This is a genomic window from Streptomyces sp. MS06 (assembly GCF_047200655.1).
Taxonomy (GTDB): domain Bacteria; phylum Actinomycetota; class Actinomycetes; order Streptomycetales; family Streptomycetaceae; genus Streptomyces.
Genome location: NZ_JBJZOJ010000079.1, coordinates 1 through 15,490 on the forward strand (window position 1 = coordinate 1; position 15,490 = coordinate 15,490).

General features: G+C 72.5%; 15 protein-coding genes. 12 read left to right on the forward strand and 3 right to left on the reverse strand.

Annotated features, from left to right (window positions below; translation table 11 throughout):
- Positions 1-134 precede the first annotated feature (134 nt).
- From ACL02U_RS29650 to ACL02U_RS29690, 9 genes are all read left to right on the forward strand, one after another.
- Positions 135-779, forward strand: a complete 645-nt coding sequence (locus ACL02U_RS29650; protein WP_412794067.1) for an HAD family hydrolase — start codon at positions 135-137, stop codon at positions 777-779.
- A 93-nt stretch (positions 780-872) separates the two neighbouring features.
- Positions 873-1,631, forward strand: a complete 759-nt coding sequence (locus ACL02U_RS29655) for a VC0807 family protein (protein WP_412794068.1) — start codon at positions 873-875, stop codon at positions 1,629-1,631.
- Between the two features lie 129 nt (positions 1,632-1,760).
- On the forward strand, positions 1,761-2,978 hold the full coding sequence (locus tag ACL02U_RS29660) for an MFS transporter (RefSeq protein ID WP_412794069.1): 1,218 nt from the start codon (positions 1,761-1,763) through the stop codon (positions 2,976-2,978).
- Positions 2,929-4,101: an acetoin utilization protein AcuC gene (locus tag ACL02U_RS29665; protein ID WP_412794070.1), complete on the forward strand. Its 1,173-nt coding sequence runs from the start codon at positions 2,929-2,931 to the stop codon at positions 4,099-4,101. Before ACL02U_RS29660 ends, ACL02U_RS29665 begins: the two co-directional genes overlap by 50 nt.
- Before the next feature lie 364 nt (positions 4,102-4,465).
- Positions 4,466-5,281, forward strand: a complete 816-nt coding sequence (locus tag ACL02U_RS29670; protein WP_412794071.1) for a phosphatase — start codon at positions 4,466-4,468, stop codon at positions 5,279-5,281.
- A gap of 129 nt (positions 5,282-5,410) precedes the next feature.
- Entirely contained in the window at positions 5,411-5,623 is a 213-nt protein-coding gene (locus tag ACL02U_RS29675; RefSeq protein ID WP_004984898.1) for a helix-turn-helix domain-containing protein, read from the forward strand.
- Positions 5,624-5,790: 167 nt separating this feature from the next.
- Positions 5,791-5,889, forward strand: a complete 99-nt coding sequence (locus ACL02U_RS29680; RefSeq protein WP_003948845.1) for a 30S ribosomal protein bS22 — start codon at positions 5,791-5,793, stop codon at positions 5,887-5,889.
- A 220-nt stretch (positions 5,890-6,109) separates the two neighbouring features.
- Positions 6,110-7,171 (forward strand): NAD-dependent epimerase/dehydratase family protein, encoded by a 1,062-nt coding sequence (locus ACL02U_RS29685; RefSeq protein ID WP_412794072.1) that lies wholly within the window; start codon positions 6,110-6,112, stop codon positions 7,169-7,171.
- A gap of 14 nt (positions 7,172-7,185) precedes the next feature.
- Positions 7,186-8,283, forward strand: coding sequence for a lysophospholipid acyltransferase family protein (locus ACL02U_RS29690; protein ID WP_412794073.1), 1,098 nt, complete (start codon positions 7,186-7,188; stop codon positions 8,281-8,283).
- A 144-nt stretch (positions 8,284-8,427) separates the two neighbouring features.
- On the opposite strand, the gene ACL02U_RS29695 is transcribed toward ACL02U_RS29690, so the two are convergent.
- The 3 genes from ACL02U_RS29695 to ACL02U_RS29705 all read right to left on the reverse strand — a co-directional run bounded on the left by ACL02U_RS29695 (position 8,428) and on the right by ACL02U_RS29705 (position 12,090).
- Positions 8,428-9,660, reverse strand: coding sequence for a DUF5667 domain-containing protein (locus tag ACL02U_RS29695; RefSeq protein ID WP_412794074.1), 1,233 nt, complete (start codon positions 9,658-9,660; stop codon positions 8,428-8,430).
- A gap of 313 nt (positions 9,661-9,973) precedes the next feature.
- A complete protein-coding gene (locus ACL02U_RS29700) occupies positions 9,974-10,759 on the reverse strand; it encodes an ECF subfamily RNA polymerase sigma factor, BldN family (protein ID WP_412794075.1) in 786 nt (261 codons plus the stop codon).
- Positions 10,760-11,103: 344 nt separating this feature from the next.
- Complete coding sequence (locus tag ACL02U_RS29705) at positions 11,104-12,090, reverse strand: HAD family hydrolase (RefSeq protein WP_412794076.1); 987 nt, start codon at positions 12,088-12,090, stop codon at positions 11,104-11,106.
- 161 nt (positions 12,091-12,251) lie between these two features.
- Between ACL02U_RS29705 and ACL02U_RS29710 the strand changes: the two genes are divergently transcribed.
- From ACL02U_RS29710 to ACL02U_RS29720, 3 genes are all read left to right on the forward strand, one after another.
- Entirely contained in the window at positions 12,252-12,533 is a 282-nt protein-coding gene (locus ACL02U_RS29710) for a glutaredoxin family protein (protein ID WP_412794077.1), read from the forward strand.
- 367 nt (positions 12,534-12,900) lie between these two features.
- Positions 12,901-13,680, forward strand: a complete 780-nt coding sequence (locus ACL02U_RS29715) for a redox-sensing transcriptional repressor Rex (protein ID WP_412794078.1) — start codon at positions 12,901-12,903, stop codon at positions 13,678-13,680.
- Positions 13,677-15,383 (forward strand): glutamyl-tRNA reductase, encoded by a 1,707-nt coding sequence (locus tag ACL02U_RS29720; protein ID WP_412794079.1) that lies wholly within the window; start codon positions 13,677-13,679, stop codon positions 15,381-15,383. The genes ACL02U_RS29715 and ACL02U_RS29720 overlap by 4 nt, the downstream gene beginning before the upstream one ends.
- Positions 15,384-15,490 lie beyond the last annotated feature (107 nt).

A 15,490-nucleotide genomic window follows, 5' to 3' on the forward strand; every position in this document is an offset into this window, starting at 1 on the left:
ACCGGTACGGGGCTCTCTGCATTTCTGCACGCTGACTACTCCGCCTCGGCTCCCGAGCCGCACGCCCCGGGCGTGCGGATTCCGGTCGTCCACGACTCGGAGACCAGCCTCCCGACAGCCCTTAGGCTCGGAGGATGCGCTACGACCTGGTCATCTTCGACAACGACGGCGTGCTCGTCGACAGCGAACCGATCTCCAACCGGCTTCTCGCCGGCTACCTCACCGAACTCGGGCACCCCACGTCCTACGAGGACTCGCTGCGCGACTACATGGGCTCCGCCATGCACCGGGTCCACGAACTCGTCCTGGAGAACAGCGGGAAGCGGCTTCCGGAGGACTTCGACGACGTCTTCCACACCCGGGTGTTCGCCGCGTTCGCACGCGACCTGCAGCCGGTCCCCGGAGTCGCCGACGTTCTCGGGCGCCTGGCCGCCGAGGGCGTGCCGTACTGCGTGGCCTCGTCCGGAAGCCATGAGCGGATCCGGGTCGGGCACCGCACGACCGGCCTCACCCGCTGGTTCGACGAGTCCCGGGTGTTCAGCTCGCAGGACGTCGGCCGGGGCAAGCCCGACCCCGACCTGTTCCTCTACGCGGCCGAGAAGTCGGGCGTCGCGGCGGAGCGTTGCGTGGTCGTGGAGGACAGCCCCCTCGGCGTGCAGGCGGCCGTGGCGGCCGGCATGGACGTGCTCGGCTTCACCGCGATGACGCCGCCCGCCCGGCTCGCCGGAGCGAACGCGCTCTTCGGCTCCATGACGGAGCTCCCCGACCTGCTGCTCTGACGCCGAGCACCGGCCCCGTACTGACATTTGTCACGGTGAGGCCCGGACGATCGTTTCTACCGGCGGAACGGTGCCCGGCGCGAAGCTTGGCACATGACGACGAACAGGAAGTTCAGGAACCTCGCGCCGCTGCTCATCGACGTCGCGGTTCCCATGGGGGCCTACTACCTGCTCAAGGACGGCTTCGGCACCAGCACGCTGATGGCGCTCGGGCTCAGCAGCGTCGTGCCCGCCGCGCGCACCGCATGGGGGGTGCTGCGGAGCCGCGAGGTCAACGGCATGGCCGCGCTCATCCTCTTCGTGAACATCGTGACGCTGCTGCTCAGCTTCGTCGCCGGGGACCCGCGGCTGATGCTCGCCAAGGACAGCGGGGTCAGCAGCGTGATCGGCCTCGGCGTAATCGTCTCGGTGGCCCTCGGGAAGCCGATGATGACCGCCGGCATGAAGCCGTGGGTGGTCAAGGGCGACGAGGCGCGTGAGGCGGCCTGGACGCGGCTGCAGGCCGAGTCCCCGCGGTTCCGCCGGGCCGAGCGCACGTTCTCCCTGGTGTGGGGCGTGGTCCTGCTCGCCGAGTGCGTGGCCCGGGTCGTCGGGGCGTACACCCTGCCGGTGGACACCATGGTGTGGTTCGGCAACGTCATCCTCGCCGTCGCCATGGGCCTCGGGTTCGTGGTGGGCGGTGCCATCGGCGCCGGGCCGATCATGCGCATGGTGATCAGCGAGGCCAGGGCCGCGGGCACCGGCACCCCGCAGTCGGACAGCGGCCGGGACACCGCCACCGCCGTCGAGGTCCCGCAGCGTGCGGGCGAGGGCACCGCGGCGCGGTCGGCGCCGGTCGCCGCCACCGCGTAGACCCGGCCCTCCTCCACCCCGGAGGCGACCGCTCCTCCACCCGGGAGCGGCTCCCCGGGGTGAAGTTGAGGGAAATTCATCTTCGACCGGATCTACCCACCGGTACGCCCGGGCCCTACGCTCGCCGCCATGACCGATGTGCTGCGGCGCGGCAGGGCCTCGCTGGCGTTCAGCTTCTTCACCCAGGGCGTCACCTTCGCGCTGCTCGTCACGCGCATCCCGGCGATCCAGGACCGCTACGGCGTCTCCGACGCGCTGCTGCCCGCGTTCCTGGCCGCCGTCCCGATCCTCGCCGGCGTCGGCAGCGTCACCACGGAGCGGCTGGTGCGGCGGGTCCGGCCGAGCCGGCTGCTGCGCTGGTCGCAGCCGGTGGTGCTGCTCGCCCTGCTCGGCGTGGGGGCGGGCGGCCGGCTGGCCGGACTGGCCGCGGCCCTGGCCGCGTTCGGGTTGGCCGTCGGTGCGCTCGACGCCTCGATGAACATGCTCGGGGTGAGCCTCCAGCGCAGCTACGGGCGCAGCATCATGCTCAGCTTCCACGCCGCCTACAGTCTGGGCGGCATCGCCGGGGCCTCGCTGGCCTGGGTGGGAGCGCACTGGCATCTTCCGCTGTACGTTTCCTACCTCCCGGTCGTGGCGGTGCTGCTGCCGGCGGCACTGACGGGCAGCCGCTGGTACGTCGACGGGGACGCCGCGGTGCCGGCCGCGGAACCGCAGCGGGGCGCGGCGGGCGCCGTGGCCTTCCGCCTGCTGCTGCCGCTGTGCCTGGTGATGACGTTCGCGTACATCGGGGACTCCACCGTCTCCAACTGGAGCGCGAAGTACCTCCAGGACGTGCTGGGCAGTTCGGAGCAACTGGCGACGGTCCCGTACAACGTGTACATGGTGACGACGCTGCTGGGGCGGGCCATCGGCGACCTCGGGGTGCGGCGGTTCGGGGCCGTGGCCGTCGTACGGGGCGGGGCGGTGGTGGCGGCCCTCGGTTTCGCGGTGGTCGCGGTCGCCCCCGGCGCCTGGGTGGGGATGCTCGGGTTCACGCTGCTCGGGATCGGTCTGTGCGTGCTGGTGCCGCAGACGTTCGCGGCGGCCGGGCGGTTGTTCCCCGAGGCCTCGGACGCGGCCGTCGCGCGGCTCAACGTCTTCAACTACGTGGGCTTCCTCGTCGGCTCCCCGCTGGTGGGCGCGCTCGGCGACGCCTGGAGCTACCGCGGGGCGATGCTCGTGCCCATGGCGTTGGTGCTGGTGACACTGGGGTACGCCCGGTCGTTCGCACCGGAGGCCGCCAGATACGGTGGCGGGCATGAGCGGCCGCGCACAGCTGATGTGGGACGAGGCAGTAACGGGCTATGACTTCGGTCCGGAGCATCCGATGGATCCGGTCCGGCTGGCCCTGACCAGGCAACTCGTCGACGCCTTCGGGCTCGCCAAGGACATGGACGTCGTGGCGGCGAAACCGGCGGGGGAGTCGACGCTGCGGCTGGTCCACCGGGAGGACTACATCGAGGCGGTGAAGGCCGCGTCCGCGGATCCGGGGAGTGCCGACGGATCGTACGGGCTGGGGACGCTCGACGATCCCGCCTTCGCCGGGATGCACGAGGTCTCCGCCCTGATCGCCGGGCTGTCGGTGGGCGCGGCGGAGGCGGTGTGGCGCGGGGAGGCGCCGCACGCGGTGAACTTCGCGGGCGGGCTGCACCACGCGATGCCGGCGGCGGCGTCCGGGTTCTGCGTCTACAACGACGCGGCGCTGGCGATCGCGCGGCTGCTGGAACTGGGCGCCGAGCGGGTGGCGTACGTGGACGTCGACGTGCACCACGGGGACGGCGTGCAGGCGGCCTTCTGGGAGGATCCGCGCGTACTGACGGTCTCGCTGCACGAGCACCCCCGCACCCTCTTCCCGCAGACCGGCTGGCCGGAGGAGACGGGAGCCGAGAACGCGGCGGGGTCCGCGGTGAACCTGCCGCTGCCGGCGGGGACCGGGGACGCGGGCTGGCTGCGGGCCTTCCACGCGGTGGTGCCGGAGCTGCTGTCCGCGTTCCGGCCCCAGGTGCTGGTGACGCAGCACGGTGCGGACACGCACTTCGAGGACCCGCTCGCGCACCTGGCGGTGTCGCTGGACGCGCAGCGGGCCGTGCAGTCCGCGTGCCGCGACCTGGCGCACGAGTACGCCGACGGCCGCTGGGTCGCGCTGGGCGGCGGCGGGTACGCGGTGGTGGACGTCGTGCCCCGCTCGTGGACGCACCTGGTGGGCATCGCCGCGGGCCGCCCGATCGAGCCGGAGACGCTGATCCCGGAGGAGTGGCGGCGCCAGGTGTACGCCCGTACGAGGCAACTGGCGCCGGGGAGGATGACGGACGGCCGGTCTCCGGTGGACTGGGCGGCCTGGGACGCGGGCTACGACCCCGCCGACCGCCTCGACCAGGCGGTGCTGGCCACCCGGCGGGCCGTGTTCCCGCTGCACGGCCTGCTGCCGTAGCGCGCCCTCCGCGCCCCTTCCCGCCGGCCACCGGCCCGCTCCCCGCGTCGCGGTGGCCGCCCGCCCGCTTCCCGGCCTGCCCGCCTTCCGGCGCCCGTCCGGCCTCCGCCCCCGGCGCGGCGTCCTCTCGCTGCTTCGCCGCCGGACAGGTCCCGTCGGGCCGTGCCGTCCCGGCCCTGTGGGAGAGGTCCCGCGGGGACCCCGGGCAGTGCCTCCGCGGCGGCGGTGCCGCGGGAGCGGCGTCGGGAGCGGTGGCCGATCGCGGTGGCCGGGCGCGCCCGGTGCGCCGCCGCGTTACGCCGACCGTGCGGTCTTCCCCGCGTTCCGCCGGTGCCCCCGAGCGGCGTCCGCCACCATCGCACCCGTGCCGAACACCGCGGACCTGCGCGCCCATCTTCTCGCCGCCCGGCTCGCCGGAGTGGTGGCGACCTCCCGGGAGAAGAGCCTGCGCAGCTACCGGCTGTTCGCGGCCCGGGACCCCCGAGCGCTGATCGGACTCGATCCGGAGCGGTCCTGGACGATGCGCGACCTGCTCGGTCTGATGGCGGACAAGTGCGGGGTCTCGGCCGATCCACGGCACCTCTCCGGCCCGGACGTGATCGATCCGGAGCGGACCCTGGCCGCGCTGGACGCCTTCGCCGGGCGGCTCGCCGCCGCCGCCCGGCGGGGTGCCCCGGTCCTGTTCGGCACCGGCCATCCGGATCGGCTGCTCCACTTCTACGCCGGGTTGGCGGACGGCCTGTCGGCGGCGGGATGTACCGTCCTCACCCCGGCTGAGGGTCGTCGTGTCGACATAACGACCCGGTTCGGTCTACGTACGCACCACCTCGCCTACGTACGGGGAGTCGCGCTGGCGCGGGAGCCCGAAGGGCTGCGCTCCGGTGGTGCGACCGGGGCGCACACCCACTCGCCGCTGCCCGTCCGCACCGCGCTGGCCGCGGCGGCGGACGCCGGCGGCCCGCTGCCGGAGCTGGTCGTCGGGGACCACGGGTGGGTCTGCGGGGCAGGTCAGCTCGGGTTCGAGGCCATCGGGCTGGCCGACACCGACGACCCGGCGCCGTTCGTGGGGGAGGCGGAGGGAGTCGTGTCGGTCGTCGTGCCGCTTGACGACGGCGTGCGGGCCGGTTACTACCTGCCGTTGACCCGCTACGTACTCAAACGAGCGTGTCTGTCACAGTAGGCCGCCGATGGGTGCACCTCTTCCCCACTCGCATCACCCGCCCCTACATTGGGGAGTGAGCACGCAACGACGAAGAGTCACCGGAAGGGGAAGCCGGTGGCCGTCGAGTGCGGAAGGTTCAGGTGTGTCATGGCTGCAGCTGGCGAAAGGCCTCTGAACGAGGTGCAGTTCCTTACCGTGGCGGAAGTCGCCTCGGTGATGCGAGTGTCGAAGATGACCGTGTACCGCCTGGTGCACAGCGGTCATCTGCCCGCGATCCGGGTGGGGCGGTCGTTCCGCGTCCCGGAGCAAGCGGTGCACGAGTACCTCCGCGAGAGCTACGTGGGGGTGGAAACGGCCTGAGACGGACGGACGGTCCGGGGAGGTCACGATCAGAACAGGGCACTCCCGATCTCCCCGGCCGACCTCGATTACGACCTCAGCGCTCGGGCGGGTAGGCTGGCCCCTCGTAGGTCGTATGGGCCCATGGCGCCCAAACACCGAGTGATGAGAAGTGAGCGAGGGTAGTCGTGGGCTCTGTTATCAAGAAGCGGCGCAAGCGGATGGCCAAGAAGAAGCACCGCAAGCTGCTGAAGCGCACGCGCGTCCAGCGTCGCAACAAGAAGTAGCGCGACGCCGGCCGAACGGCGAAGGCGCGACACTGCGGCCTCCCACCGAATCCGGTGGGAGGCCGCAGTCGTGTCCGCCGCACGGCCGTTTCTCGTCACTTCCGGTGACGTCGGGCACCGCACGGTCATCACAGCGCAACGTCGAACCGCTAAGTTGGCCGCACGGGGGAACGCGGGCCGGGTACGACGACCGGCAGGTCTCGGAAGAAAGGCGCTGATCTTGGGAAGGGTCGTGCTCGTCACCGGAGTGGCCCGTCCGCTGGGCGGCCGGTTCGTCCGGCGCATCCAGCGAGACCCCCAGGTGGACCGGGTGATCGCGGTGGACGCCGTCGCACCGGAGCACCACCTGGGCGGCGCCGAGTTCGTCCGCGCCGACATCCGCCAGCCCACCATCGCGCGGGTGCTGGCCGAGGCGGCGGCCGACACGGTCGTGCACATGGACGTCACCGCCACCGCGCTGGGCAGCGGCAGCCGCACGACGGTGAAGGAGACGAACGTCATCGGCACCATGCAGCTCCTCGGCGCCTGCCAGAAGTCGCCGACGGTGAAGCGGCTGGTGGTGAAGTCCAGTACCAACGTCTACGGTTCCGCGCCGCGCGATCCGGCCGTGTTCACCGAGACCACCCCGGCCAAGTCGCTGCCCAGCGGCGGGTACGCCAAGGACACGGTGGAGGTCGAGGGGTACGTGCGGGGTTTCGCCCGCCGCCGTCCCGACGTCGCCGTGTGCGTACTGCGGTTCGCCAACATCCTCGGGCCCAGCGCCGACACCCCGCTCGTCTCGTACTTCACGCTGCCCGTCCTGCCGACCGCGTTCGGCTACGACCCCCGGCTGCAGTTCGTGCACGAGGACGATGTGATGGAGGTGCTGCGGGTCGGCTCGCACGAACCCGAGCGGGGCACGCTGAACAGCGGCACCTTCAACATCGCCGGCGACGGGGTCCTGCTGCTCTCGCAGTGCTCCCGACGGCTCGGGCGGCCCACCGTGCCGCTGCTGCTGCCCGCGGTCACCTGGGCGGGCTCCCTGGTGCGCAGGCTCGGCATGACGGACTTCGCGCCCGAACAGATCCGGCTGCTGACCCACGGCCGGGTCGTGGACACCACGCAGATGCGCGAGACACTGGGGTTCAGACCGAAGTACACGACCGAGGAGACGTTCGCGGACTTCGTGCGCAGTCGGGGCCCCGGACTCCTGCCCCCGCAGGCCCTTGCGGGGGCCGTGGACCGGATCTCCGCGCTGCCCGCGCTGGGCGGCGGCCGCACCCCGACCCAGAGCGCCAACTGAGGAGCGCATCAACGATGGCGGACGCCAAGGTCATTCCGTTCGACGACGACAGGTCCCGCGGGAGCGCCGGGCAGCGCCCCCCGCGCCGCCGCAGCGCGGCGGGCCGACGCCGGAACGGCGAGCCGGTACCGGTGCGTGAGGTGCGCGAGGTGCCCGAGGCCGCCGATCCGGGCGAGGGAGGGCCGGGGCCCGCCCCGGCTGCCGCGGTGCAGGACGCCCCCGTGGCCCGTGACGGGCAGCCGCCGCGGCGGCCGCGGGAGGAGGACGGGGAGGGCGGGCTGGAGCGGCGGATCGCGGGCGGGCTGGCGTTCCTGCGGCGCCGCCTGACCGGGGACTACGAGGTCGACGACTTCGGCTACGACGAGGAACTGACCGACCAGGTCCTGATGTCCCTGCTCCGCCCGATGTACGAGAAGTACTTCCGGGTCGAGGTGAAGGGCGTGGAGAACATCCCCGCCGAGGGCGGCGCGCTGCTCGTCGCCAACCACTCCGGGACGCTGCCGCTGGACGGGCTGATGATGCAGGTCGCCGTGCACGACCACCATCCGGCGGGCCGGCATCTGCGGCTGCTCGCCGCCGACCTCGTCTTCGTCCTGCCGGTGGTCAACGAACTCGCCCGCAAGCTGGGCCACACGCTCGCCTGCGGGGAGGACGCCGGTCGGCTGCTCGCACAGGGGGAACTCGTCGGGGTGATGCCGGAGGGCTTCAAGGGGATCGGCAAGCCGTTCGGCGAACGCTACAAGCTGCAGCGCTTCGGCCGCGGCGGCTTCGTCTCCACGGCACTGCGGGAGCGCGCCCCGATCGTCCCCTGCTCGATCGTCGGGGCCGAGGAGATCTACCCCATGATCGGCAACGCCAAGACCCTGGCCCGGCTGCTGGGGTTCCCGTACTTCCCGCTGACGCCGACCTTCCCCTGGCTGGGCCCGCTCGGCGCGCTCCCGCTGCCGACGAAGTGGACCATCCAGTTCGGCGAGCCGATCCCGACGGACGGCTATCCGCCGGAGGCGGCCGAGGACCCGATGCTGATGTTCAACCTGACCGACCAGGTGCGCGAGCAGATCCAGCACACGCTGTACAAGCTCCTGGTACAGCGCCGCTCGGTGTTCTTCTGACGCCGGTCCGCGTCCTCCCGCGCGCCTGGCCGCGGCACCGCGGCCAGGCGGACGGGACACGGCCGGGTGCAGGGACACGGCGCTGCCCGGGCCGCCCTCGCGGGTGGTCCGGGCCGTGGGAGCCGCCGTTCCGCCGTCTGCCGCCTACTCCGTGCTGTCCCCGTCGATACCGAGGCCGGGCAGCAGCCCGGGCAGCAGCGGCGGGATCGTGACGTCCGGATCGTCGGGTGTGGAGCCGGGCGACGGGGAGGCGCTGTCGGTACTCTGCGGCGGGTCCAGCAGACCGCCGGTGCTGCCGCCGAGCAGACCGTCCTGACTGCCGGAGCCGTCGGCCGAGGCGCTCGGGCTGCCGCTGCCGGGCCGGCTTGCGGAGGAGGGGCTCTCCGCGGTGCCGGGAGCCGTCGTGCTCCGGGTGCCGGATGCGCCGGGGGAAGCGGAACCCGTACCCTGCCGGACGTCCCCGCCCGGGGTCCCGGCCGGGGACGGCGGGAGCAGGGACTTCAGCGGTGCGACCTCGTCGTCTATGGCGTCGAACACCGACGACACCTCGTCACTGACGTCCCCGAGTTGGACGGGCAGCTTCTCGCGGAGCGTGCCCCAGGCCTGCCGGTGGGAACGCGAGAAGCTGGAGAGGGCCTGGATGGGGCCCAGGGAGTCCGGATCGCGCTCGTAGGCCGCGTGCAGCAGCCGGTGGCCCTCGGCGGCGTCGTGCTGCACGCCGGACAGGGCGCGGCGGACCTCGGCGAGGGACTCGTGGTCCAGATGCCCGCTGCGGCCGCGTTCCATCAGCCGACGGGCTTCGCCGAGCCGGGTCGACGCCTGGTCGAGGTAGCTCCGGCCGCGCTCGTCGTCGTTGTCGCTCATGTAGTTGAGCTTGAAGTCCTCGATGCCCCGCTTGAGCCCGTAGAGCGAGTCACCGGGCAGGGCGTCCGAGCTGGCGGCGGCCACACCGCCGAAGGCGCTCGCCGCGACGCCGACGCTGAGCCCGCCCGCGGTGAGGCCCTTGGCGAGCCGACTGCGGGGGCGCAGCCTGCCCAGCGGGCTCGCCCGGTGCGTGCCCCGGCTCCGGGCGGAACGCTGCTCGGGAACCGAAGGACCTGCCTCGCCTCCCGCGGTGCCCTCCTGCAGCATGGCCTCGAACGCGGCCACGAGCTGGGCCCGCTGGACGACCTTGACCTCCGGATCGAACTCCGGCCTGGGCAGCGCGCCGAGACCGGCGGTGAGGGCCAGGAGACGCCCCTGCTCGGTCTGCTCCGCGGTGGCTCGGGCGGGCGTCGGTCCTTCGGACTGCTCGGCCGCCGGACCCTGGTCGGACTGCTCCTCCAGGGCCTGGGCGAAGGCGTTCGCCCGCCGGTGCGCCGATACGTTCGCGATCACTGGCGGCACCTCCTCTCGTCATGACGGTCGACTCCCCAGGGGGTCCTGAGGGTTGCACGCCGCGACCATGTCCACACGATCGAGGGATCAGTGTTGGCCATGGCGTGACCACAGGGAGCCTTCATCCCGCACAACGAGCGGCGCGGCACTTGGGTTACGGACGGCGGATGATCGGATCGGGAAGTCAACGCATTCTCACGAACGGTGAGTTGTGTCTCGCTGGTGGTGGACGGGGGACGGGGGACGAGGGACGGGGGACGAGGGCAGGAGCGGGGTGGGGACGGTGAGGGGGCGGAAGGGCGCGCGGCGGTCCTCAGCGCGCGTCGTCGGGCAGCAGCCGGGCCAGGGTGCGGACGGCCCGGTACTGGAGCGTCTTGATCGCCCCCTCGTTCTTGCCCATCACCCGGGCGGTCTCGGCGACCGAGAGCCCCTGGAGGAAGCGGAGCGTCACGCACTCCTGCTGCTGCGGGTTGAGGCGGCGCACGGCCTCCAGGAGGGCCGCGTTGGAGAGGGACTCCAGGACCGATTCCTCGGGCGAACGTTCGACCTCGTTGGCGTCCAGCATCTCGCCGGTCGTCACCTCGAGGCGGAAACGGCTCGACTTGAAGTGGTCGGCGACGAGGTTGCGCGCGATGGTGACCAGCCAGGCGCCGAAATCGCGGCCCTGCCAGGTGAAGGTGCTGATCCGGCGGAGCGCCCGCAGGAAGGTCTCGCTGGTCAGGTCCTCGGCGGTGGCCTTCCCGCCCACCCGGTAGTAGATGTAGCGGTACACGGTGTCGCTGTACTGGTCGTAGAGCCGGCCGAAGGCGTCGGCCTCGCCGGCCTGGGCGCGCTCCACGAGGTCCATCATCCGGGCGCTGTCGCTGTCCGCGGCCGGCCGGCGGGTGGTCGCGGCGCCGGTCGAACGGCCGCGTCTGCCGACCGCGGCGCTGCTCTCGGCGAGCGCGTAGCACGGACCTGCGGGGGTGGCTGCGGAGGTGGCGAGGGCGGGGACGGCGTACGCGGCGGGGACGAAGCCGCGCAACATGCTGTTGACCGTCGCGACCGCTGCGCGCAGCGTAGCCAGGCCCGAGGCGTCAACCCCGACGTGTGGGTACACGGGACTCCCAGAGGCAGAGCTTCCATCACGTGCAGTGCGGAACCTTTCACCCGTCGTGGCGACGGAGGGGTACCGGATTGCGTCTGAGGAGAATAACGCTTCGTGCAGGCCCTGCTACACCGAGTTGCTCAAATCGCCGATTGCGTCGCTTCCGTAACTGATTGACGCCGGGTTCAGTGCCGGAGAGTGATCGCCCCCTGATCGAAACGGTTCGTTTTTCGGGTGGCTGAGGGTCCGGTTGTGGTCGGGTCCGCAACGCCGGACTGGAGCGGGATCCGGCGGGGTAGGCACCCCTGATGCGCCGGACCGGAGGCCCCCGGCGCGGGCTCCCGCGCCGCCGCGCCCTACCGGCGCCTGCGGTGCAGCGCGATGGCCGCCGCGGTCCCGCCGGCCACCGCCCCCACGCCCGCCGCGGCCGGGATGCCGACCTTGGCGGCCTTGCGGCCGGTGCGGTAGTCCCGCAGACGCCATTCCAGCTCCCGCGCGTGCTTGCGGAGCTTGGTGTCCGGGTTGATCGCATAGGGGTGGCCGACGAGGGAGAGCATCGGGATGTCGTTGTGGGAGTCGCTGTAGGCGGCGCACCTGGACAGGTCCAGGCTCTCCGCGGCGGCCAGGGCGCGGACCGCCTCGGCCTTGGCGGGGCCGTGCAGGGGCTCGCCGACCAGCCTGCCCGTGTAGACGCCGTCGACCGACTCGGCGACCGTGCCCAGCGCCCCGGTCAGCCCCAGTCGCCGGGCGATCACCTGGGCGATCTCCACCGGGGCCGCGGTGACCAGCCACACCCGCTGGCCCGCGTCCAGGTGCGCCTGGGCCAGGGCGCGGGTGCCGGGCCAGATGCGCTCGGCCATGTACTCGTCGTAGATCTCCTCGCCGATCGACTTCAGCTCGGAGACCCGGTGGCCCTTGACGATCGACAGGGCCGAGTCGCGGGCCTCCTGCATGTGCTCGGGGTCCTCCACGCCGGCCAGCCGGAACCAGGCCTGCTGCCAGGCGAACCGGGCCAGGTCCCGGGTCTCGAAGAACTTCCGCTTGTACAGGCCGCGGCCGAAGTGGAACAGCGCGGCACCCTGCATGACGGTGTTGTCGAGGTCGAAGAAGGCGGCCGCCAGCTGGTCCCCGGGGACCGGGAACTCCGGCTCGCCTTCCGCCGGGGCCTCCGCCAGGTCCCGGGCCTCCGCCAGGTCCGGGGCCTCCGCCAGGTCCGGGGCTTCCGCCAGGTCCTGGGTCTCCTGCGAGGACTTGCGTGCGGCCTCCGCCGAGGCCTCGCCTGCCAACACACTCCGCGCCGTGGCGGAGCGCCTACGGGGGGTGAGCCATCCGAGAGCGGCCATGCCCGTGAGCATAGCCAGATTGTCCGCGACTTCCGGAGCGGGGAGGTTCGCGGGCCGTGAACTCTCCGCGACCGTGTCGTTAAAGAAGTGATGCCGGCCGCCGCCATCCCGGTATTTCCCAGGCGCTTTCGCGTACTCCCCCGGGCGCGGCGCGCGGGAGAATGGCCGACATGAGCCCTCTCTTCCGCCGCCCGTCCCCCGCCGACCGTGTCGTGACCCTCGTCCGCAAGCCCGGCTGCCATTTGTGCGATGACGCACAACTCGTGGTGGAGAAGGTCTGCGGCGAGCTCGGTGTGGCGTGGGAGGAGAAGGACATCACCCGGGACAGCCGGCTCCACGAGGCCTACTGGGAGCAGATTCCCGTGGTGCTGATCGACGGCGAGCAGCACACCTTCTGGCGGGTGGACGAGCAGCGCCTGCGCAAGGCGCTCAGCGGTCGGTGACCGGGTGGTGACAGTGCGCTCACCGGCTTTCGCCGATCACTGACCGAGCAGTCCAAAGTGGCCGGAAAGTCGCCTAGGATCGACGGGGCCCGGCCACGGGTGGCGGGATTTTCCAGGTATTCGTTCGGGATTCGTTCAGGGAGTGTGTGCGGTCATGTCCCCGGGAGTACCTCGGAGAGGGAGTGAACGCAGGTACTGCTGTGACGGTTCCCGTGCCATGCGCCAGGGGTGCGTGAGCCCGGTCACGTTGGGCGGGCAAATCGGACACCATCTTTGTGCACGCGTTCACAAAGACATAGCCTGCAAGAGACGGGGCGGTCTGCGGACGCACGACCGCCCGCAGCCCCGCTCTACCCGCAGGAGCACCGTGGCAACTGGCCGAACTCACCGACCGGCGACCCGCAGCCGAGGGATCCCCGAGGCCACCGTCGCCAGGCTTCCGCTGTACCTCCGTGCCCTGACCGCCCTGTCCGAGCGATCGGTCCCCACGGTCTCCAGCGAGGAACTGGCGGCCGCGGCGGGGGTCAACTCCGCGAAACTGCGCAAGGACTTCTCGTACCTGGGCTCCTACGGGACGCGAGGGGTCGGCTACGACGTCGAGTATCTCGTCTACCAGATCTCCCGCGAACTCGGGCTCACCCAGGACTGGCCGGTTGTCATCGTCGGTATCGGAAACCTCGGTGCCGCACTCGCCAACTACGGCGGATTCGCCTCCCGCGGCTTCCGGGTCGCCTCGCTCATAGACGCCGACCCCGGGCTCACCGGCAAGGCCGTCGCGGGAATCCCGGTGCAGCACACCGACGACCTGGAGAAGATCATCCGGGACAACGGCGTCTCGATCGGCGTGATCGCGACACCGGCCGGGGCCGCCCAGCAGGTCTGCGACCGGCTCGTCGCCGCCGGCGTCACCTCGATCCTGAACTTCGCGCCGACCGTGCTGAGCGTCCCGGACGGCGTCGACGTGCGCAAGGTCGACCTGTCCATCGAACTCCAGATCCTCGCCTTCCACGAGCAGCGCAAGGCCGGTGAGGAGGCCGCCGTGCCCGACGGCGCCGCCCCGGCCGCCGCCACCGCCGCCACCGTCGCCCGCGGCGACTCCGACGACCAGGGCCCGGACGGGGACGTACCCGCCGTGATGCCGGCATGAGCCTCCTCGTCGTCGGCCTCAGCCACCGCAGCGCCCCGGTGAGCGTGCTGGAGCGGGCCTCGCTGAACCCGGACGCCCAGAACAAGCTGCTCCAGGACACCGTCGCGGCGGAGCCGGCCGGCGAGGCCGCTCTCCTGGCCACCTGCAACCGCATCGAGCTGTACGCCGACGTGGACAAGTTCCACGCCGGGGTCGCCGAACTGTCCACGCTGCTCGCCCAGCACAGCGGGGTCGGCCTCGAGGAGCTCACCCCCTACCTGTACGTGCACTACGAGGACCGCGCCGTCCACCACCTGTTCTCGGTGGCCTGCGGACTGGACTCGATGGTCGTCGGCGAGGGCCAGATCCTCGGCCAGATCAAGGAGTCGCTGGCCCGCGCGCAGGACCGGCACACCGCCGGACGGCTGCTGAACGACCTCTTCCAGCAGGCCCTGCGGGTCGGCAAGCGCGCCCACACCGAGACCGGCATCGACCGGGCCGGCCAGTCCCTGGTCACCTTCGGGCTGGAACAGCTCGCGCAGAGCGGCGAGGTCCGCTCCTGGGCCGCCGGCAAGAAGGCCCTCGTCATCGGCGCCGGCTCGATGTCCTCCCTGGCCGCGGCCACCCTGGCCCGGGCCGGCGTGGCCGAGGTCGTGGTCGCCAACCGCACCGCCGAGCGGGCCGAACGGCTCGCGCAGATCCTCCACGACGGCGAGGACACGGACGTGGCGGCCCGCGCGGTACCGATGGAGTCGGTGCCGTTCGAGCTGACACGTGCCGACATCGCCGTCTCCTGCACCGGAGCGACCGGGCTCGTACTCACCGCGGACGCGGTCGCGGCCGCCGTCGAGGGCCGCACCGCCGCCCCCGCCCCCGGGAGCGCCCCGGACCCGGCCGCCCCGGACGCCGGGCCGCTGCCGGCCGCCTCCGCCGCCACCGAGGACGGCTGCCCGCTCGACCTGGCCGCCGCGCGCACGGGGTTCTCCGTCCTGGGCGAGGCCGCCGTGGCCGGCCTGGACGCCGCGACGCTGGAACAACACGCCGCCTGGGTCGACAAGGGCACCGGAGTCGAGCCCCGGGAGGCCGCGCGCCGCAGCGCCGAGGCCGACGGCGAGCTGATCGCCGCGCTCGCCGCGACCGCGGCCGCCATCGGCCGGATCCCCGAGCGGCGCCGGCCCGAGCCGCTCGCCGGACCCGCCCGCCCGGAACCCGTCGCCTTCCTCCTCGACCTGGCCATGCCGCGGGACATCGACGCCGCCGTCCACCGGCTGGCCGGGGTGCGCCTGGTGGACATCGAGTCGCTCGCCGAGGCCTCCGCCGACGCGCCGATGGCGGCCGACGTGGACCAGGTCCGCCGGATCGTCTCCGACGAGGTCGCCGCCTTCGGCGCCGCCCAGCGGGCCGCGCACATCACGCCCACCGTGGTCGCCCTGCGCACCATGGCCGCCGACGTGGTCGCCGGCGAGATCGCCCGCCTGGAAGGGCGGCTGCCCGGCCTCGACGACAAGCATCGGGCGGAGATCGCGCAGACCGTCAAGCGCGTCGTGGACAAGCTGCTGCACGCGCCGACGGTGCGCGTCAAGCAGCTCGCGGCCGAACCCGGCGGCGCCGGGTACGCGGACGCCCTGAGGACCCTGTTCGACCTCGACCAGGAGGCGGTCGCCGCCGTCTCCAGGGCCGAGGACGGCAACCAGAAGAACGCGAAGAACCGAGGGCCGGCATGAGTGAGCCACGAGAGCCGCTGAGGCGCGTCGGCGCCGGCAGCCCGAGCGAGCCGAGGCCCGAAGGCCCGGCTGCGGTCGGACTGCCGGCGGCGACCGGAACGCCTCCG